The 18,833-nt window shown below is 72.9% G+C and carries 15 protein-coding genes; all 15 read right to left on the reverse strand.

The genetic code is table 11. The features are described from left to right. Window positions 1-5 precede the first annotated feature (5 nt). The 15 genes from IE237_RS20380 to IE237_RS20450 all read right to left on the reverse strand — a co-directional run bounded on the left by IE237_RS20380 (window position 6) and on the right by IE237_RS20450 (window position 18,668). Window positions 6-854 carry a TatD family hydrolase gene (locus IE237_RS20380; protein ID WP_189803476.1) on the reverse strand — a complete coding sequence of 283 codons (849 nt, stop codon included), beginning with the start codon at window positions 852-854 and terminating at the stop codon, window positions 6-8. Next, on the reverse strand, window positions 854-1,408 hold the full coding sequence (locus IE237_RS20385) for an EboA domain-containing protein (protein ID WP_189803477.1): 555 nt from the start codon (window positions 1,406-1,408) through the stop codon (window positions 854-856). Before IE237_RS20385 ends, IE237_RS20380 begins: the two co-directional genes overlap by 1 nt. Then, window positions 1,402-2,493, reverse strand: coding sequence for a sugar phosphate isomerase/epimerase family protein (locus tag IE237_RS20390; protein ID WP_189803478.1), 1,092 nt, complete (start codon window positions 2,491-2,493; stop codon window positions 1,402-1,404). The genes IE237_RS20385 and IE237_RS20390 overlap by 7 nt, the downstream gene beginning before the upstream one ends. Continuing rightward, window positions 2,490-3,497 (reverse strand): SCO3242 family prenyltransferase, encoded by a 1,008-nt coding sequence (locus tag IE237_RS20395; protein ID WP_229842786.1) that lies wholly within the window; start codon window positions 3,495-3,497, stop codon window positions 2,490-2,492. Before IE237_RS20395 ends, IE237_RS20390 begins: the two co-directional genes overlap by 4 nt. A 134-nt stretch (window positions 3,498-3,631) precedes the next feature. Then, window positions 3,632-4,762, reverse strand: coding sequence for an inositol-3-phosphate synthase (locus tag IE237_RS20400; RefSeq protein WP_189803480.1), 1,131 nt, complete (start codon window positions 4,760-4,762; stop codon window positions 3,632-3,634). 92 nt (window positions 4,763-4,854) lie between these two features. Next, on the reverse strand, window positions 4,855-8,586 hold the full coding sequence (locus IE237_RS20405; protein ID WP_189803481.1) for a ThuA domain-containing protein: 3,732 nt from the start codon (window positions 8,584-8,586) through the stop codon (window positions 4,855-4,857). 197 nt (window positions 8,587-8,783) lie between these two features. Continuing rightward, the gene (locus IE237_RS20410; RefSeq protein ID WP_189803482.1) at window positions 8,784-9,788 is read right to left on the reverse strand and encodes a sugar phosphate isomerase/epimerase family protein; all 1,005 of its coding nucleotides are present in this window, start codon (window positions 9,786-9,788) and stop codon (window positions 8,784-8,786) included. A 13-nt stretch (window positions 9,789-9,801) separates the two neighbouring features. Beyond that, window positions 9,802-11,019 carry a Gfo/Idh/MocA family protein gene (locus IE237_RS20415; RefSeq protein WP_189803483.1) on the reverse strand — a complete coding sequence of 406 codons (1,218 nt, stop codon included), beginning with the start codon at window positions 11,017-11,019 and terminating at the stop codon, window positions 9,802-9,804. A gap of 52 nt (window positions 11,020-11,071) precedes the next feature. Beyond that, window positions 11,072-12,109, reverse strand: a complete 1,038-nt coding sequence (locus IE237_RS20420) for a substrate-binding domain-containing protein (protein ID WP_189803484.1) — start codon at window positions 12,107-12,109, stop codon at window positions 11,072-11,074. Window positions 12,110-12,150: 41 nt separating this feature from the next. Further along, the gene (locus IE237_RS20425) at window positions 12,151-13,152 is read right to left on the reverse strand and encodes an ABC transporter permease (RefSeq protein WP_189803485.1); all 1,002 of its coding nucleotides are present in this window, start codon (window positions 13,150-13,152) and stop codon (window positions 12,151-12,153) included. Further along, window positions 13,149-14,669: a sugar ABC transporter ATP-binding protein gene (locus IE237_RS20430; protein ID WP_189803486.1), complete on the reverse strand. Its 1,521-nt coding sequence runs from the start codon at window positions 14,667-14,669 to the stop codon at window positions 13,149-13,151. The genes IE237_RS20425 and IE237_RS20430 overlap by 4 nt, the downstream gene beginning before the upstream one ends. 145 nt (window positions 14,670-14,814) lie before the next feature. Further along, complete coding sequence (locus IE237_RS20435) at window positions 14,815-15,996, reverse strand: ROK family transcriptional regulator (protein WP_189803487.1); 1,182 nt, start codon at window positions 15,994-15,996, stop codon at window positions 14,815-14,817. Window positions 15,997-16,155: 159 nt separating this feature from the next. Next, a complete protein-coding gene (locus IE237_RS20440) occupies window positions 16,156-16,887 on the reverse strand; it encodes a class F sortase (protein ID WP_189803488.1) in 732 nt (243 codons plus the stop codon). Window positions 16,888-17,016: 129 nt separating this feature from the next. Further along, a complete protein-coding gene (locus tag IE237_RS20445; protein ID WP_189803489.1) occupies window positions 17,017-17,547 on the reverse strand; it encodes a hypothetical protein in 531 nt (176 codons plus the stop codon). Between the two features lie 176 nt (window positions 17,548-17,723). Next, window positions 17,724-18,668 (reverse strand): beta-ketoacyl-ACP synthase III, encoded by a 945-nt coding sequence (locus IE237_RS20450; RefSeq protein ID WP_189803490.1) that lies wholly within the window; start codon window positions 18,666-18,668, stop codon window positions 17,724-17,726. Window positions 18,669-18,833: the final 165 nt, after the last annotated feature.

Below are 18,833 nucleotides of genomic sequence, written 5' to 3' on the forward strand. Positions count from 1 at the left end.
GCGCCTCATTCCCCGCCGCGAAGGACCGAGTTGCCCTCGTGCAGGTCCGGTGGGGTGGGGAGGTCGAGGTGGAGGCGTCCGCTGAGGCCGTAGAAGGCGACGGGGTTGCGCCACAGGACCTGGTCGACGTCGTCGTCCGTGAAGCCGGCGACGAGCATGGCGTCGGCGACCGCCCGGGTCCTGAGGGGGTCGCTTCTCCCCCAGTCGGCGGCCGAGTTCACGAGAATGCGTCCGGTGCCGTACTCCTTCAGGATCGCGACCGTCCGGTGCTCGTCCATCTTGGTGTCGGGGTAGACGGAGAAGCCGAGCCAGGCGCCGCTGTCGGCGGCTTCCTTGACGGTCGTCTCGTTGAGGTGGTCGAGGAGGACACGGTCCGGGGGCAGGACGGACTCGCGGACGACGTCGATCGTGCGGCGCAGACCGGTGAGCTTGTCGCGGTGCGGGGTGTGGACGAGGGCGGGCAGACCGTGGTCGGCGGCGAGCTGGAGCTGGGCGGCGAGGGCCGTGTCCTCGGCGGGGGTCAGGGAGTCGTAGCCGATCTCGCCGACGGCGACGACGCCGTCCTTGGCGAGATACCGCGGCAGTTCGTCCAGGACGGGGACGCAGCGGGGGTCGTTGGCCTCCTTGGGGTTGAGGGCGAGGGCGCAGTGGTGGGTGATGCCGTGCTGGGCGGCCCGGAAGGGTTCCCAGCCGAGGAGGGAGTCGAAGTGGTCGAGGAAGGTGGCGGGCGAGGTGCGGGGCTGGCCGAGCCAGAAGGAGGGTTCGACGAGGGCGCGGACACCGGCGTCGTACATCGCCCGGTAGTCGTCCGTGGTGCGCGAGGTCATGTGGATGTGCGGGTCGAAGATGCGCATCAGGACTCCTCGGCGGGGGTGGTGAGGGCGAGGACGCGGGACAGACCGTCGGGGAGGGGACGGCCGGCGGCGGTGCGTTCGGCGGCGTGGTCGATGAGCATGCGGGCGAGTTCGGTGTCACCGGCGGCGCGCTCGGCGAGACCGGCGACGGCGGTGACGGGCACTCCGGTGAACAGGCACTTGAGGAGGGCGTGGCGCCAGGCGTGGGCGGGGAGGTGGGTGGCGGCGTAGGGGCCGAGGGCGGCGGCGATGAGGGTGGTGTCGTGGGTGCGCAGGGCGTCCTCGACGAGGGGCAGGGCCTCGGGGCCGGGGACGAGAGCGGGGAGGGCCAGGAGGACGGCGCGGCGTTCGGCCGCGGTGCCGTGGTGGTAGAGGCGGGCGAGGGTGTCGGGTCCGGCACCGGCGGCCCTGAGGAGTCGGGTGCGGGCCTCGTCCGCGTGCGCGGGGCCGCAGTGCCGTCCGGCGGCCACGAAGTACGGCTCCCATGCGGGGGTGCCGGTGGCGGCCTCGCCGAGGGCGGAGTCCAGCCAGGCGCGGGTGGGTTCGGTCAGCATGCCGGGGTCTCCTGGCGCAGGAAGGAGAGGGAGGAGCGGGCGAGTTCGGGGCCGGCGTGGGAGTGCCGGGGCAGTTCGACGACCGTCAGCCCCGGGTAGCCGGCGGCGGTGAGTTCCGCGAGGGCGGCCAGGACGGGCGGGAAGTCGATCTCTCCGTCACCGAACGGGAGGTGTTCGTGGACTCCGCGTCGCATGTCCTCGATCTGGACGTGGTGGATCCAGGGAGCGGCGGCGCGGACGCAGTCGGCGGGAGGGAGGGGTTCGAGGCACTGGCAGTGGCCGATGTCGAGGGTGAGACCGAGAACGGCGGGCGGGGGTTCGCCGAGGAGACCGCGCAGCTGGTGGAAGTCGTCGAGGGTGGAGAGGAGATGACCGGGTTCGGGTTCGACGGCGAGGGGCACGCGGGCGGCTTCCGCGGCTTCCAGTACGGGGGACAGTGAGGTGACGAGCCGCTTCCAGGCCTCGTCGGGCGGGGTGCCGGCGGGGAGGGTGCCGCTGAAGCAGTGCACGGCGTGCGCGCCGAGGTCGGCGGCCACCCGCACGGCCCGCAGGAGGAGGCGCACGCGGGCCGCGCGGTCCTCCGGGTCCGGGTCGAGCAGGGACGGCCCGTGCTTGCGGCGCGGGTCCAGGACGTAGCGGGCCCCGGTCTCGACGGTCACACCGAGCCCGAGCTCGCCCAGGCGCCGGGCGACCCGGGCGGTGCGGGCGACCAGGTCGGGCGCGAGGGGGTCGAGGTGCATGTGGTCGAGGGTCAGCCCGACCCCGTCGTAGCCGAGATCGGCGAGGAGCCCGAGGGCCTCGTCGAGGCGGAGGTCGCCGAGGCCGTTGGTGCCGTAGCCGAGGCGGAGGGCCGCCGGGCCGCCGCTGCCGTGATCGCCCCGGAAGGCGGTGCGGTCGGCCGGGCCCGAGTAGGGGGCCGTTCGGCTGTCGGCGCGGCCGGACGTGCCGAAGAGGGGGTGGGCTTGGACGTCGGCGCGGTCGGCCGGGCCCGAGCGGGGGGCCGTTCGGCTGTCGGCTCGGGCGGCCGGGCCCGAGCGGGGGTGGGCTGGGACGTCGGTGCGGGAGTGGGGGTGGGCGTGGGTCATGTCGGGCTCACCTTCCGGGCGAGGGCGCGGGCGGCCGGGATCAGACCGAGCAGCGCGAGCGCGGTCCCCGGCGCCCCGCCTCGGGCGGCGAGCGCGGCCTGGAGCGGGATCGTCGCCCGGATCCCGCCCCCGACTGCCCGCTCGGTGAGCGGCGCCGAGGGGTTGAGCGCGGCATGCAGGAGGAGGGTGGCGGGGGTACGGGCGTAGGCGAGGGCGAGCAACGGCCCGAGCCGACGGGAGAGGGGGGAGGCGGGCACGGGGAGGGTGGGGCGGGGGCGGGGGGCGGGGCGGGGGCCCCCGGGGGGAGGGGGTTCCGGGGTGGCATCGGTGCCGGGGGCCTTCGAGCCTCCCGAGGTCGCTCCGGCCACCGCCAGGGTCACGGCGAGTGCCGCGAGTGGAGCGCGGGTGGATCCGCCCCGGGTCTCGTGGCGGGAGACGGCGGTCACGGCGTAGGTGTGGGCGCCGAGCAGGGCGGCGGAGGGGAGGGCCCGGGCGGCGTGGAGGCCCGGTCGCGGTGTGGCGGTCGTCGAGGCGATCGCGCCGAGGAGGAGGTCGAGGGCGCGGGCGGTGGCCATGGTGGCGGGGCCGGCGGGGGTGTGCTTGAGGCCGAGGTCGTAGGCCCAGACCGTGGTGGCGAGGGCGGTGGCCGTCGCGAGGGCGGGGCGGCCCGCGCGGGAGGCGAGGCCGAGGCCGGTGAGGGTCAGGGCCGCCGAGGCGGCCAGGGCGGCGCGGGGTGTGATGCGGCCGGAGGGAAGGGGCCGGTGGGGGCGTTCGAGGGCGTCCTCCTCGCGGTCGGCCCAGTCGTTGAGGGCCATGCCCGCCTCGTACAGGCAGAGGGAGGCTCCGATGGCGCGGAGGGTGCCACGGTCGGGGCGGGCCCCGGCGGCGGCGGCTCCGGCGAGGGCGTCGCCGGGTACGGAGAGGAGTGCGGAGACGCGGAGCAGTTCCGCCCAGGCGTGTGACCTGCCGGTGGCACGGCCGCTGCTCGGGCGCCCGCTCCCCACGGTTCGCCCACTCCCCACGGTTCGCCCGCTCCCCACGGTTCGCCCACTCCCCACGGTTCGGCCTGTCCCCACGGTTCGGCCGCTCGTCGTGCCCCCGCTCCCTGCGGTTCGCCCACTCCCCGCGGTTCGGGCGGTCATCGGGGCTGGTCCTTCGGGGTGTGGTCGCTCAGTGTTCGACCGAAGGCGAGGAGCCGGTGGTACTGGTCGGCGAGGGAGGCCGGTGGGGTGCCTTCGGGGTCCTTGAAGTAGAAGGCGAGGTCGTGGAGGGGGCCGGTGAGGCCGGTTTCGTGGGCGCGGGCGGTGAGGCGTGCGAGGTCGAGGACGAGGGGTGCGGCGAGGGCCGAGTCACAGCCCTGCCAGAGGGTCTGGAGGATCATGCGGGTGCCGAGGAAGCCGTCGAAGGCGATGTGGTCCCAGGCGGTCTTCCACTCCCCCAGGGCGGGGACGTCGTCGATGTGGACCTGGCCCTCGACGGTGGTGCCGAGGGTGTCGGTGAGGACGCGTTCCTTGCCGGCGTTCTTCGCGGCGGCCGCGGCCGGGTCGGCGAGGGCTGCTCCGTCGCCGCCGCCGAGGAGGTTGCTGCCGGACCAGGCGCGTACGGTCAGGGCGCGCTGGCGGAACATCGGGGCGAGTACGGCGCGGAGGAGGGTCTGCCCGGTCTTGCCGTCGCGGCCCGCGTGGGGCAGTCGGCTCGTGGCGAGGGGTGCGGCGAGGGCGGGGTGGCGCAGGCCGGTGGAGGGGGTGAAGTTGATGTACGGGCAGCCGGCGCGGAGTGCCGCGGCGGCGTAGAGGGTGCTGGGTGGGAGCCCGGCGCCCCCCGACGCCGGCTCCGTGGAGGCCACATTGACGACCACGACGCGGTCCAGGCCAATCCTTCGGCGGAAGTCCGTCAGGTCGGCGGTGAAGGTGGTGATGAGCTGTTCGTCGGTGCGGGGGTCGCCGGGGACGGGTCCGCCGGGGCGGATCTCGCGGTCGGCGGCTTCGAGTTCGGTGGCGAGGGTGTGGGAGAGGCCGTGGGGGAGGACTCCGGCGGTGGTGAGCTGTTCGGCGCGCTTGGGGAGGGGGCAGTCGGTGGTGTCGTGGCCGCCGAAGACGAGGGAGGCGAGTGGGGGGAGGCCGGCGTCGGCGAGTTCGGGGGTTTCGGTGGCCATGCCGGTGGGTGGGTGGAGTCCGGCGACGAGGGCGGCGCAGCCGGCCACGGTGGTGGTGGCGACGGAGCCTCTCGCGCCGATGAGCCAGATTCCGGTGCGTGGTGTGGTGGTCACGTCGTCGGCCTCCCTCGGGGGAAAGGTGGGGTGGTGGCGGTGGGCGGGGGGTACGGCGCCTCCCCGCCCACCGCCGGCTGGTGGGGCTCCCGTCAGGAGGGGAGTTCCTTGATCCGGATGTCGCGGAAGGCGGCCTGGTCTGCGGCTCCGTGGTTCTGGATGCCGATGTGGCCGTCGGTGAGGCTGCGGGCCGGGTCGGTGTTGGTGAAGTCGTTGATCTTGATGCCGTTGAGGAAGACCTGGAGGCGTTCGCCCGTGACACGGATTTCGTAGGTGTTCCATTGGCCGGGCGGGCGGAGGGCCTGGTCGCGGGCCTTGAGGTTGGCGGACTTGAAGCCGTAGACGGCTCCGGTGGTGCGGTCGGGGGTGTCGGTGGCGTCGATCTGGATCTCGTAGCCGTTGTTCACGGCGGACCAGGGGTCGTCGCTGGCGGGGAAGCCGACGAAGATGCCGGAGTTGGAGTCGCCGGTGAGTTTCCAGTCGAGGGTGAGGGAGTAGGAGTGGAACTCCTTTGCCTGGTACCAGAGGAGGCCCATGCCGCCGGTGGAGCGGAGTTCGCCGTCGGTGACGTCGAAGGTTCCCGGTCCGGCCTGCTTCCAGCCTTCGCGGGTCTCGCCGTTGAAGAGGCTGCGGGTGCCGGTCTGGGGCCGGCAGTCGGCCTTGGTCCGGCCGGTGGCGTACTGGAGGCCGCCGAGGAGGTGCTGCCGGAAGGCGGGTTCGGTGTAGGACTCCTTGGTGTGGCCGCCTCCGGTGTAGAAGGAGCGGCCGCCGCCGTAGGTCTGGCACCAGGCGATGGGGTGGTCGCCCTTCATGGTGCCGCCCGTGTAGGTGGTCTCGTCGAGGGTGGCGAGGACGCGGGCCTGTCCGCGGGGGTTGGTGCGGTAGTTGTACCACTCGTCGGTGCGCTGCCAGGGGCCGTCGAGGTGGGCGGTGGCGGGGTGGTCGTGGTCTTCGGCGCGGACGGTGGCGGGCTGGATCTGGGGGTGGGACTGGAAGTAGGCGCCGACGAGTCCGCCGTAGAAGCCCCAGTCGTATTCGGTGTCGGCGGCCGCGTGGATGCCCATGTAGCCGCCGCCGGTGGAGACGTAGTTCTCGAAGGCGGTCTGCTGGTCGGTGTCGAGGACGTCGCCGGTGGTGGAGAGGAAGACGACGGCGTCGTAGCGGGCGAGGTTGGCGGTGGTGAACTGGCGGGGTTCTTCGGTGGCGTCGACGACGATGTCGTTGGCTGCGCCGAGTTCCTTGAGGGCGGTGACTCCGCTGGGGATGGAGTCGTGGCGGAAGCCGGCGGTCTTGGAGAAGACGAGGACGCGCTTGGTGGTGCGGTTGACCGGGGTGCTGGAGAAGGTGAAGTCGTCGAGGTCGTAGAGGGCGCCGGTGCCGCCCTTGAAGACGAGGAAGAGTTCGGTGGTCTTGCGGGGGAGGTTCCGCAGGGGGACGTCGATGTCCTGGAAGGTCTCCCAGCTTCCGGTGACGGGGACGGGTGCGGAGCCGTGGAGGGGGCCGGTGGGTGAGCCGGTGCGGACTTCGAGGAAGCCGCCGTTGCCGCCGGAGGAGATGCGGGCGGTGAGTTTGGTGGCTCCGTTGATGTTGTAGGGCTTGAAGGAGATCCAGTCGCCGTCGTTGATGTCACCTACGGTGCGTCCGCCGTTGGCCTGGGTCTTGTCGAAGAGGTTGACGCCGTTCTGGGCGTCGAAGTGCTCGGCCTGGCGGTGGCGGGGCTGGAGTTTGGCCTGGTCGTTGCCGGTGAGGGCGGCCTGTCCGCCGCCTCCGCCGTCGGTGTATTCGGCGTTGAAGACGGCGAAGATGTTGGCGTCGTCGTCGTGGCCTCCGTCGGCGGAGGTCTTGATGGTGCCGGTGCAGCCGTTGGCGGTGGTGACGGGGTGGCCGTGGCTGTCGTGGCCGAGGACGTAGGTGACCTTGACCTTGGCGCAGTCGATGGTGCCGTCTTCGGGGTCGGTCACCTTGACGGTGAAGGGGATGTCGTCGCCGAAGGAGAAGAGGGCTCCTTCTGCGGGGAGTTCGAGGGTGACCTTGGGTGCGGTGTTGCCGACGACGAGGTGGACGGAGGCGGAGCCGGTGCGGCCGCTCGCGTCCTTCGCGGTGACGGTCGCCGTGTAGGTGCCGTTCTCGCGGTACGTGTGGGTGGGGTTGGCGGCTGTGGAGGTGCTGCCGTCGCCGAAGTCCCAGGTGTAGGTGAGGGTGTCGCCGTCGCCGTCGGTGGTGCCGGCGGAGGAGAAGGCGACCTTCAGCGGGGCGGTGCCGGAGGTCTTGTCGGCGGCGGCCTCGGCGACCGGGGAGCGTCCGCCGGTGGCGTTCTCGATGCGGTAGAGGCCGGAGTTGTGGTCGCCGCCGAACCAGGCGGTGCCGTAGTCGAGGACGTAGAGGGCGCCGTCGGGTCCGAAGGCCATGTCCATGATCTGGGTGCCGGTCCAGGGGACGTCGTTGATGGAGGCGACGGTGCCGTCGGCGTCCTGGTCGATGCGCTTGATCCAGCGGCGGCCGAATTCGCCGGCGAAGAAGTCGCCGTCGTAGGCCTCGGGGAATTTGACGGGGGAGGTGTTGGCGGGGTCGTAGCGGTAGACGGGGCCGCCCATGGGTGATTCGGATCCGGTGCCGAACTCGGGTACGGAGCCGCCGTTGTAGGGGATCCAGGCGGGTTCGGCCGGGGGCAGGTCGACGAGTCCGGTGTTGTACGGGGATTCGTTCTTCAGTGCGGCGCAGTCGAAGGTGGCGCCGGAGGTCTTGGTGGCGAAGTCGTAGGCGACGTAGGGGTCGTTGTCGCCGGTGCAGAAGGGCCAGCCGAAGTTGCCGGGCTTGGTGACGCGGGCGAATTCGACCTGTCCGGCGGGGCCGCGCCGGGGGTCGGCGGCGCCTGCGTCGGGGCCGTAGTCGCCGACGTAGAGGATGCCGGTGGCCTTGTCGACGCTGAAGCGGAAGGGGTTGCGGAAGCCCATGGCGTAGATCTCGGGGCGGGTCTTCGCGGTGCCGGGGGCGAAGAGGTTGCCGTCGGGGACGGTGTAGGTGCCGTCGTCGGCGACCTTGATGCGGAGGATCTTGCCGCGGAGGTCGTTGGTGTTGCCGGAGGTGCGGCGGGCGTCGAAGGCGGGGTTGCGGCCGGGGCGGTCGTCCATGGGGGTGAAGCCGTCGGAGGCGAAGGGGTTGGAGTCGTCGCCGGTCGACAGGTAGAGGTTGCCCTGGGCGTCGAAGTCGATGTCGCCGCCGACGTGGCAGCAGATGCCGCGGGTGGCGGGGATGTCGAGGACCTTCTTCTCGCTGCTGTTGTCGAGGGTGAGGTCGGCGTTGAGTGTGAAGCGGGAGAGGCGGTTGACGCCGTCGTAGGGGGCGAGCTGTTCGGGGGTGCCGTTCTCGGGGGCGTCGCCTGCGGGGGTGTTCAGGGGTGGGGCGTAGTAGAGGTAGATGGCTCTGTTGTGGGCGAAGTCGGGGTCGAGGCCGATGCCCTGGAGGCCTTCTTCGTCGTGGGAGTAGACGGGGACGGTTCCGATGACGGTGGTGTTGCCGGCGGCGTCGGTGCGGCGGAGTTCGCCGCCGCGGTCGGTGTGGAGGACGCTGCGGTCGGGGAGTACGGCGAGGGACATGGGTTCGCCGACTTCTTCGCCGCCCTTGGCGAGGGTGACCTGCTGGAATGCCTCGTCGGCCGAGGCGGCCGAGGAGACCGAGGCGGCCGAAGCGCCCGGGGAGGCCGGGGCGGCGGGGGCGGCGTGGTCTTCCGGTTCGGCCGCGAGGCCCTGGGGGGCGCCGAGGGCGAGGAGTCCGATCGTGAGGAGGGCGAGGGTCTTCCTGGCTCGGAGTCGTTGTCTGTGCACGGATGTCCTCCGGAGTAGGGGTGTGCGGGTGTCCGGGGACCGGCGTGCGCCGTCACGCTGGTCGAGTGGGCCAGTTACGCCATGTACACATCAGGGACCGTAGCGAGGTTCGTCCACTCCGTGAACCCCTTGTGCACGCTTCCATCGAACTTTCCACCGCGAGAGGACAAAGACTCCCGCGGTGGTAGCGGGGGACGTCAGTCACCCCTCCCGAAGGCGGCGTCGAACGAGGCCGCCGGGGGGTCGAAGTCGTACTTCTTGAGGAAGGCGAGCGCCTCGGGCGCGCCCGTCAGCCGGTCCATGCCGGCGTCCTCCCACTCCACCGAGACCGGTCCGCCGTAGCCGATGGAGCGCAGCATCCGGAAGACGTCCTCCCAGGGCACGTCGCCGTGCCCGGCGGAGACGAAGTCCCAGCCGCGCCGGGGGTCGCCCCAGGGCAGGTGGGAGCCGAGCCGCCCGTTGCGCCCGTCGAGCCGCCTGCGGGCCTCCTTGCAGTCCACGTGGTAGATCCGGTCGCGGAAGTCCCACAGGAAGCCGACGGGGTCGAGGTCCTGCCAGACGAAGTGGCTCGGGTCGAAGTTGAGCCCGAAGGCGGGGCGTCTCCCGACGGCGTCCAGGGCCCGCTGGGTGGTCCAGTAGTCGTAGGCGATCTCGCTGGGGTGCACCTCGTGGGCGAACCGCACGCCCTCGGCGTCGAAGACGTCGAGGATCGGGTTCCACCGTGCGGCGAAGTCCTCGAAGCCGCGCTCGATCATGCGCTCGGGGACGGGTGGGAACATCGCCACGAGGTGCCAGATCGAGGAGCCGGTGAAGCCGACGACGGTGTCGACGCCGAGCGCCGCGGCGGCGCGCGCGGTGTCCGCGAGCTCGCGGGCGGCCCGCCGGCGTACCCCTTCGGCGTCGCCGTCGCCCCAGATCCGGGCGGGCACGATCGCCTGGTGGCGTTCGTCGATCGGATGGTCGCAGACGGCCTGCCCCACCAGGTGGTTGGAGATCGCCCAGCACTTCAGGCCGTAGGCGTCGAGGAGTTCGCGTCTGCCCTTGACGTACGCGGGGTCGGCGAGGGCCTTGTCGATCTCGAAGTGATCTCCCCAGCATGCGAGTTCGAGTCCGTCGTAGCCGAAGTCGCGGGCGAGCCGGCAGACCTCCTCCAGGGGGAGGTCGGCCCATTGGCCGGTGAAGAGCGTGAAGGGTCGTGGCACGGTCGGGCGCCTCCTAGCCGGATACGGGGATGGCGGGTACGGGGGTGTAGACGGCGCTGTTCCGGGCGCTGTCCTCCACGGCGGCCAGGACCCGCTGGACCTGGAGGCCGTCGGCGAAGGAGGGCGCCGGGGCGGTGCCGGTCGCGATGGCGTGGACCAGGTCGCGGGCCTGGTGGGCGAAGGTGTGCTCGTAGCCGAGTCCGTGACCGGGCGGCCACCAGCCCTCCAGGTACGGGTGGGCGGGCTCGGTCACGAGGATGCGGCGGAAGCCGGCGGAGACGGCGGGCTCGGTGTGGTCGTGGAAGGAGAGTTCGTTGAGCCGCTCCAGGTCGAAGGCGAGGGAGCCCTTCTCTCCGTTGATCTCCAGGCGCAGCGCGTTCTTGCGTCCGGAGGCCATGCGGGTGGCCTCGAAGGAGGCGAGGGCCCCGGAGGCGAGGCGCCCGGTGAACAGGGCGGCGTCGTCGACCGTGACCTGCCCGTACGCCTCCGATCCCGCTCCCCCGCCGAGACCGCCCGTGGTGGCGCCCGCGAGCCGCGGCCGTTTCCGTACGAAGGTCTCGGTGAGTGCCGAGACGCCGACGAGCGGCTCCCCCGCGAGGTGCTGGGCGAGGTCGACGGCGTGGGCGCCCAGGTCCCCGAGCGCGCCCGAGCCCGCGTGCTCGCGCTCCAGGCGCCAGGTCAGCGGGAAGTCGGGGTCGACGAGCCAGTCCTGGAGGTACGTGACGCGGACGTGCCGCAGTGCGCCGAGGCGGCCGTCCGCGACGAGGCTCCGGGCGTACGCGAGGGCGGGCACCCTGCGGTAGTTGAAGCCGACCATGGCGATCTGGCCTCGGGCGGCGGCGGCCTCGGCGGCCGCCGCCATCGTCTCGGCCTCGGCCACCGAGTTCGCGAGCGGTTTCTCGCACAGCACGTGCTTGCCGGCCTCCAGGGCGGCGACGGCGATCTCCGCATGGCTGTCGCCCGGGGTGCAGACGTCGACGAGCTGGACGTCCTCGCGGGAGATCAGGGCCCGCCAGTCGGTCTCCGCGGCGGCCCAGCCGTGCCGGCGGGCGGCGGCCCGGACGGCTGTGGCGTCGCGGCCGGCGACGGCGGCGAGGACGGGCCGCAGCGGGAGGTCGAAGGCGCGGCCCGCGGTGCGCCAGCCCTGTGAGTGGGCGGCGCCCATGAACGCGTAGCCGACCATGCCGACGCCGAGTGTCGGCGGTGCGGCCCCGCTCTCCGTCTGTTCCATACGGTTCCTCCGTTTCGTGGTGCGCGACGGGTCGTTCCCTGGGCCGGCGAGGTCAGTTGAAGCCGGTGGGGAGGTACTCGTCGACGTTCTCCTTGGTGACGACGGCCGAGTAGAGGGTGATCGAGGCGGGGATCTCCAGCTCGGCCATGCCGCCGATCCCCTTCTTCTGGCCGAGGGCGCGCGCGAGGTCGATCGCGGAGGCGGCCATGGTCGGCGGGTAGAGGACGGTGGCCTTGAGGACGCTGTCGTCGGCCTTGATGGCGTCCATGGCGGACTTGGCCCCGGCGCCGCCGACCATCAGGAAGTCCTTGCGGCCGGCCTGGGCGATGGCGCGGAGCGCGCCGACGCCCTGGTCGTCGTCGTGGTTCCACAGGGCGTCGAACTTCGGCTGCGCCTGCAGGAGTTGTGCCATCTTCGCCTGGCCGGACTCGACGGTGAAGTCGGCGGCCTGGCGGGCGACCTTGCGGATGTTGGGGTAGTTCTTGAGGGCGTCGTCGAAGCCCTGGGTGCGCTGCTTGGTGAGTTCCAGGCTGTCCATGCCGGCGAGTTCGACGACGGTGGCGTTCGGCTTGTCCTTGAGCTGTTCGCCGATGAAGCGGCCGGCGTTGAGGCCCATGCCGTAGTTGTCGCCGCCGATCCAGCAGCGGTAGGCCTGCGGGGAGGCGAAGATCCGGTCGAGGTTGACGACGGGGATGCCGGCCTTCATGGCCTGGAGGCCGACCTGGGTGAGGGCCTTGCCGTCGGCGGGGAGGACGACGAGGACGTCGACCTTCTTGTTGATGAGGGTCTGGACCTGGCCGATCTGGGCGGCGGTGTCGTTGGAGCCCTCGGTGATCTCCAGGGTGACGTCGCTGTACTTCTTCGCGCGCCGTTCGGCGTTCTCGTTGATGGCGTTGAGCCAGCCGTGGTCGGCCTGCGGTCCGGCGAAGCCGATGGTGACGGGGGTGCCGGGCTTGTCGTCGGCGGCGGGGGCGGCGCTCGCGACGGGGGCCTGGTTCTTGGGATCGTTGCTCGTACAGGCGGTGAGGAGGGCTCCGGCGGAGACGGCGGCGCCGCCGAGGAGGAGGTGTCTGCGGCTGGTTTCGGGCATGGCGGATCAACCCTTCGGGGGGGAGCTGCGGGGTGGGAGGCTCAGGCTTCGCTGTCGCGGACCGTGCGGCGCTGGACCAGGACGGCGGCGACGATGATCGCGCCCTTGGCGATCTGCTGGACGTCGCTCTGCAGGTTGTTGAGGGCGAAGATGTTGGTGATCGTGGTGAAGACGAGGACGCCGAGGACGGAGCCGACGATGGTGCCGCGGCCGCCGCTGAGGAGGGTGCCGCCGATGATGGCGGCGGCGATGGCGTCGAGTTCGTACAGGTTGCCGTTGGTGTTCTGGCCCGATCCCGCGAGCACGATCAGGAGGAAGGCGGCGATGCCGCAGCACAGGCCGGAGAGGAGGTAGAGGAGGAGGCGCTGGCGGCGGACGTCGATGCCGGCGAGGCGGGCGGCCTCGGGGTTGCCGCCGACGGCGATCGTGCGGCGGCCGAAGGTGGTGCGGTTGAGCAGGAGCCATCCGGCGGCGGTGACGGCGGCGAAGACGAGGACGAGCGGGGGGATTCCGAGGACGTAGGCGTCGGGGACGCCGAGGTCGAGGACGGACGGGACGGTGACGATCTGCGTCCTGCCGTCGGTGATCTGGAGGGCGAGGCCGCGGGCGGAGGCGAGCATCGCGAGGGTGGCGATGAAGGGGACCATCCCGCCGTACGCGACGAGGACGCCGTTCACCAGGCCGCAGCCGAGGCCGACGGCGACCGCGGTGAAGAGGATCCCGGCGAAGCCGAACTCCTGGGTGGCGAGGGTGGTGGCCCAGACGGAGGCGAGGGCGACGATCGCGCCGACGGAGAGGTCGATGCCGCCGCTGGTGATGACGAAGGTCATGCCGACGGTGACGACGCCGATGACGGAGGCCTGGGTGAGGACGAGTTGGAGGTTGGAGCCGGCGAGGAACTCGGCGGGCCGGGTGAGGCCGCCGACGGCGACCAGGGCGGCGAGGACACCGAGGAGGGACAGGTTGCGGACGTCGGCCCTGAGGCCCAGTGCGCGCCGGCGGCCGTCCCGGGCCGGTGCCTCGGCGGGGGTGGTGAGCGTCATGCCGTCGGGCTCCCTTCCATCACGAGGTCGAGTACGCGGTGTTCGTCGAGGTCGCGGGCGGGCGCCTCGTGGACGACCCGGCCCTCGCGCAGGACGAGGACGCGGTCGGCGAGGCCGAGGACTTCGGGGACCTCGCTGGAGACGAGGAGGACGGCGAGGCCGTCGTCGGCGAGGCGGCGGATGACGGCGTACAGCTCGGCGCGGGCGCCGACGTCGACGCCGCGGGTGGGTTCGTCGAGGAGGAGGACGCGGCAGCCGCGGAGCAGCCAGCGGGCGAGGACGGCCTTCTGCTGGTTGCCGCCGGAGAGGGTGCGGACGCGGGCGTCGGGGTGGTCGGGGCGGAGGGACAGTGCGCGGGTCGCGGTCCTGGCGGTGTCGCGTTCGGCGGTGCGGTCGATCCAGCCGGCGCGGGAGAAGCGGGCGAGGGAGGAGACGGAGACGTTGCGGGTGACGGATTCGAGGAGGAGCAGGCCCTGGGCCTTGCGTTCCTCGGGGGCGAGGCCGAGGCCGGCGCGGACGGCGGCGGGGACGCTGCCGGGCCGCAGGGGCCGGCCGTCGACGAGGACCCGGCCGGCGGTGGGTCTCCGGGCTCCGTAGACGGTCTCCAGGATCTCGGAGCGTCCGGAGCCGACGAGCCCGGCGAGGCCGACGATCTCCCCGGGGCGGAGTTCGAGGTCGAGTGCCTCGAACTCCCCTTTTCTGGCGAGGCCCTGGACGCGGAGGACGGGTTCGGCGGCGGGGGGTGCGGCGGGCCTGTCGGGGAAGACGTACGGGACGTCCCGGCCGGTCATGAGGGCGACGACCTCGCGGGTGGGGGTGGCCGCGGCGGGCAGTCCGCGGGCGACGGCGCGGCCGTCCTTGAGGACGGTGACGCGGTCGCCGATGCGGCGGATCTCCTCCAGGCGGTGGGAGATGTAGACGACGGCGACGCCGTCGGCGGTGAGGTCGGCGACGATCCGGAAGAGGTTGGCGACCTCGTCGGGGTCGAGGGCGGCGGAGGGTTCGTCCATGACGATGAGGCGGACGTCGTGGGAGAGGGCGCGGGCCATGGAGACGATCTGCCGTTGGGCGGCGGAGAGTTCGCCGACGCGGCGGGCGGGGTCGATCTCGGGGTGACCGAGCCGTTTCAGGAGGGCGGTGGTGGTGTCGTGTGCGGCGCGGGTGCGGACGAAGCCGGCGGTGGTGGGCTCGTGTCCGAGGTGGACGTTCTCGGCGACGGAGAGGCCTTCGACGAGGTCGAGTTCCTGGTAGATGGTGGCGATGCCGAGGCGGACGGCGGCGCTCGGGGAGCGGAGCCGGACGGGTTCGCCGTTCCAGGTGATGCGGCCGTCGTCGGGTTGGTGGGCGCCGGCGAGGACCTTGATGAGGGTGGATTTGCCGGCGCCGTTCTGGCCGAGGAGGCAGTGGACTTCGCCGGGGGCGACGTCGAGGTCCACGCCGTCGAGGGCGCGGACGCCGGGGAAGGTCTTGGTGATGCCTTCCATGGTGAGCAGGGGTGGTGGTTGTTCTGGGGCCATGACGAAGTTCCCCTCGGCGGGTGCGGGCGGCCGGCCGCACGGGTGCGGGCGGCGCCTGGGCGAGTGGGGTGGCGACGTGGGCGGGCGGGGTGCGGCCCGGGTGGGCGCGCACCACCGGGCCGGGCCGGCGGACTACACGGAGGTGTTACGCCGGGGAGAAGAGGTGGTCGCTGATGAGGCGGGCCGCGCCGGTGACGCCGGCGGTCTGGCCGAGTTCTCCGAGGACGATGGGGAGGTTGCCGGTGGCCAGGGGCAGTGACTGCCGGTAGACCTGGGTGCGGACACTGGCGAGGAGGTTGTGACCGAGGCCGGTGACGCCGCCGCCGATCACCACCAGACCGGGGTTGAAGAAGCTGACGAGTCCGGCGATGACCTGCCCGACCCGGTTGCCGCCCTCGCGGATGAGGGCGAGTGAGGTGGCGTCGCCGGCGGCGGCGGCCGCGGCGACGTCGGCGGCGGTGAGGTGTCCGGCCGCCGTGAGGCGGGCGGCGAGTTCCTCGGAGCGGCCCGCGCGGGCCGCGTCCTCGGCGTCGCGGGCCAGGGCGGCGCCGCTGAAGTGGGCTTCCAGGCAGCCGTTGTTGCCGCAGGCGCAGGGGCGGCCGTCGGGTTGGACCTGGATGTGTCCGATGTCGCCGGCGCTGCCCGTCGTGCCGCGGTAGACCTCGCCGCCGACGACGATGCCGCAGCCGATGCCGGTTCCGATCTTGACGCAGAGGAAGTCGCCGACGGAGCGGGCGACTCCGGCGTGCTGCTCCCCCATGGCCATGAGGTTCACGTCGTTGTCGACCATGACGGGGCAGCCGAGTTCCTGGCTGAGTGCCTCCCGTACGGGGAAACCGTCCCAGCCGGGCATGATCGGGGGTGCGACGGGGACGCCCTCGGGGAAGCGGACGGGTCCGGGGACGCCGATGCCGGCGCCGTCGAATCCTTCCGCAATGCCCGTGGAGCGGAGTTTCGCGGCCATCGACAGGGCCTGTTCGAAGACGGCGACGGGGCCCTCGCGGACGTCCATGGGGTGGTTGAGGTGCCCGAGCACCTCCAACTCGGCGTTGGTGACGGCGACGTCGATGGAGGTGGCGCCGATGTCGATGCCGAGGAAGCGGAGTTCGGGCGCGAGGCGGATGTTGTGCGAGCGGCGTCCGCCCCGGGAGGCGGCGAGGCCGTCGGCGACGACGAGGCCGGTCTCCAGGAGCCGGTCGACCTCGACGGCGAGCTTGGAGCGCGAGAGGTCGATCTGGTCTCCCAGCTGTGCGCGGGAGTTGGGTCCTCCGTCGCGCAACAGCCGGAGGAGCCGCGCCTGGTGCCGGTTGGCAGGTCGTGCCGTCATGCGCCTCACGCGCCCCTCCCTCTCGCACACGCTCGTGTTCGGGCTTTCGAGGGGAACGTAGCAGCGGCGTACCGGGGTGGGAAGAAGTTGAGCAGGAATCCACCCCGACTTTTTCCCGGTTGGGGACAAAGGCGGGGGCGTGGCGGGAGAAGGGGGTGGTCAGCGCACGTCGACGAGGCGGGCCGAGACCACCACGTTCCCCGCGTAGCCGTTCTCCTGGGTGAAGGTGCCGCCGCAGGTGATGAGCCGCAGTTCGGGGACGCCGGTGCCGCCGTAGACGCGTTCGGCGGGGAAGCCCTCCTTGGGGACGACCTCGACCCCGTACACGGCGAAGACGGCGGTCCTGCCGTCGCGGCGGGCGATCTCGACGCGGTGCCCCTTGGCGAGGGCGCCGAGGTCGTAGAAGACGGCGGGGCCGCCCGGGGTGTCGACGTGGCCGACGACGACGGCGGTGCCGCGCTCGCCGGGGGTGACGGCGCCGGTGAACCAGCCCGCGAGCCGGTCGTCCTCGGGCGGCGGGGCCTCGATCCAGCCGTCGGCGTCGAGCCCGACCGCGGTGACGGGCGCGTCGACGCGGACGGCGGGGACGCGGACGCGGACCGGGGGCGAGGCGGGCAGCGGATCGGGTACGGAGAGGGGGGCGAGGGCGGAGACGTCGGCCCGGGTCCCGTCGGGCGCGGCCGCGGCGAGCGGCTGCGGCGGGCCGTCGGCCCGGAACTCCTCCGCGCCGCCGCGCACGAGGTGCACGCCGACGAGCAGGACGACGGCGATGACGCCCCAGGCGCCGCGCCGTCCGGTGCCGTCCGGGCGCCCCGTGGCCTCGGCGCGTCCGGTGTCCTCCGCCCGTCCCGCCGGGTCCTCCGCGCGTCCCGTACCGTCCGAACGCCCCACGTCCTCCGCCCTCCTCGCTCCCCTGCGGTACCTCCCGTCGCGCTGCCCCGCACGTGCTGGCGCCCCTCCGCCCCGGACCTCGTCACACCGGGGCGGAGGGGCCGTTTCAGGGCCCCCGGGTCCCGGCCGTCAGGCGCGGCCGCCGGCGCGGCGGCGGGTGAGCACGACGGCGGCGCCGAGCGCTCCGGCGATGAGCAGGACGCCCGTGACCACCTCGGTGGTGCCGAGCCCGTCGGTGTCGGTGCCGGAGGCGGCGGTGGTTCCGTAACCCGCCTTCACGCCCTTGTGGGCTCCGGTGTGCGTGCCGGTGTCGCCGCCCTGGGCGATGGTGAGCGGGGTGGTGCCCCGCTCGCCCTTGCAGTCGAAGGTGATCTCGTACTGGGCTCCGGCCTTGGCGTCGACGTCGACGGTCGCGGTGCCCGGGCGGCCCTCGGTGAGGGTCACGGTGTCGAACACGCCGGAGGTGACGGTCACGGACGGCACTTCGCAGCCGTCGGAGGTGAGGGTGACGGTGCCGCCGGGGGTGATCGTCGCGGGGGTGACGGAGAAACCGAACGACGTGATGTTGTTGTTGCCGTCACCGGCCAGGGCCAGGGGCGCGGCCGACATGAGGGCGACGGCGCTGAGCAGGGCGGCGGAAGCGGCGCGTATCGCGCGCATGGCGGTCCTCCAGATCGCGCGAGGGCCCGGTCGCGGAGCGATTCCGCGTCCGGAAAGGGACGACCCTCACCGCGATCGAAGCTAGGTCCGCCCCCGGCGCGCCGCCACCGGGCTCCGCCGAACGGGTCACGGGGCCGGCCGTCCGGCGGACCGGGCGGCCTTGCTCCCGGCGGACCTTACGGGACGCGGACGACCTGTCCGGCGTACGAGAGGTTGCCGCCGAAGCCGAAGAGGAGGACGGGGGCGCCGGAGGGCAGTTCGCCGCGTTCGACCAGCTTGGCCAGGGCCAGCGGGATGGAGGCGGCCGAGGTGTTGCCGGAGTCGACGACGTCCCGGGCGACGACCGCGTTGACGGCGCCGATCTTCGCGGCGAGCGGCTCGATGATCCGCAGGTTGGCCTGGTGCAGGACGACGCCCGCGAGCTCCTCGGGGGCGATGCCGGAGCGCTCGCAGGTCTGCCGGGCGAGGGCGGGCAGCTGCTGGGTGGCCCAGCGGTAGACGGACTGGCCCTCCTGGGCGAAGCGGGGCGGGGTGCCCTCGATGCGGACGGCGTGGCCCATCTCCGGGACCGAGCCCCACAGGACGGGGCCGATGGCGCCGGTGTCGGTCTCGGTGGCCTCGACGATCGCGGCGCCGGCCCCGTCACCCGTGAGGACGCAGGTGGTGCGGTCGGTCCAGTCGGTGATCTCGGTCATCTTGTCGGCGCCGATGACGAGGGCGCGGCGGGCCGCCCCGGCCCGGACCGCGTGGTCGGCGGTGGCGAGCGCGTGGGTGAAGCCGGCGCAGACCACGTTGAGGTCCATGGTGGCGGGCGAGCCCATGCCGAGGCGGGCGGCGACCCGGGCGGCGGTGTTGGGCGAGCGGTCGATCGCGGTGGAGGTGGCGACGAGGACGAGGTCGATGTCGCCGGCGGCGAGGCCGGCGGCGGCGAGGGCCTTGCCGCCCGCGTGGGCGGCGAGCTCGTCGACGGGCTCGTCGGGCCCGGCGACGTGCCGGGTGCGGATGCCGACCCGGCTGAGGATCCACTCGTCGCTCGTGTCGACCAGCTCGGCCAGGTCGTGGTTGGTCAGCACCTTGGCGGGCTGGTAGTGCCCGAGCGCGGCAATGCGAGTGCCCGTCATACTCGGGACCCCCTAGGTGGTTCGTTCGTCCGGCAGGATCCCCCAGTCTTGCCAGCGACTGATCAGTAACAGGTGACGTAAACCACCAACATTCACCCGTACCGCTTGGCCGACCGTGACAAGGCCCCGGGCCCCGCACGGGTTCCCCGGCCGGCCCCGGACGCG

This window comes from Streptomyces tanashiensis (assembly GCF_014648895.1).
In the GTDB taxonomy this organism is placed as follows: Bacteria; Actinomycetota; Actinomycetes; order Streptomycetales; family Streptomycetaceae; genus Streptomyces; species Streptomyces tanashiensis.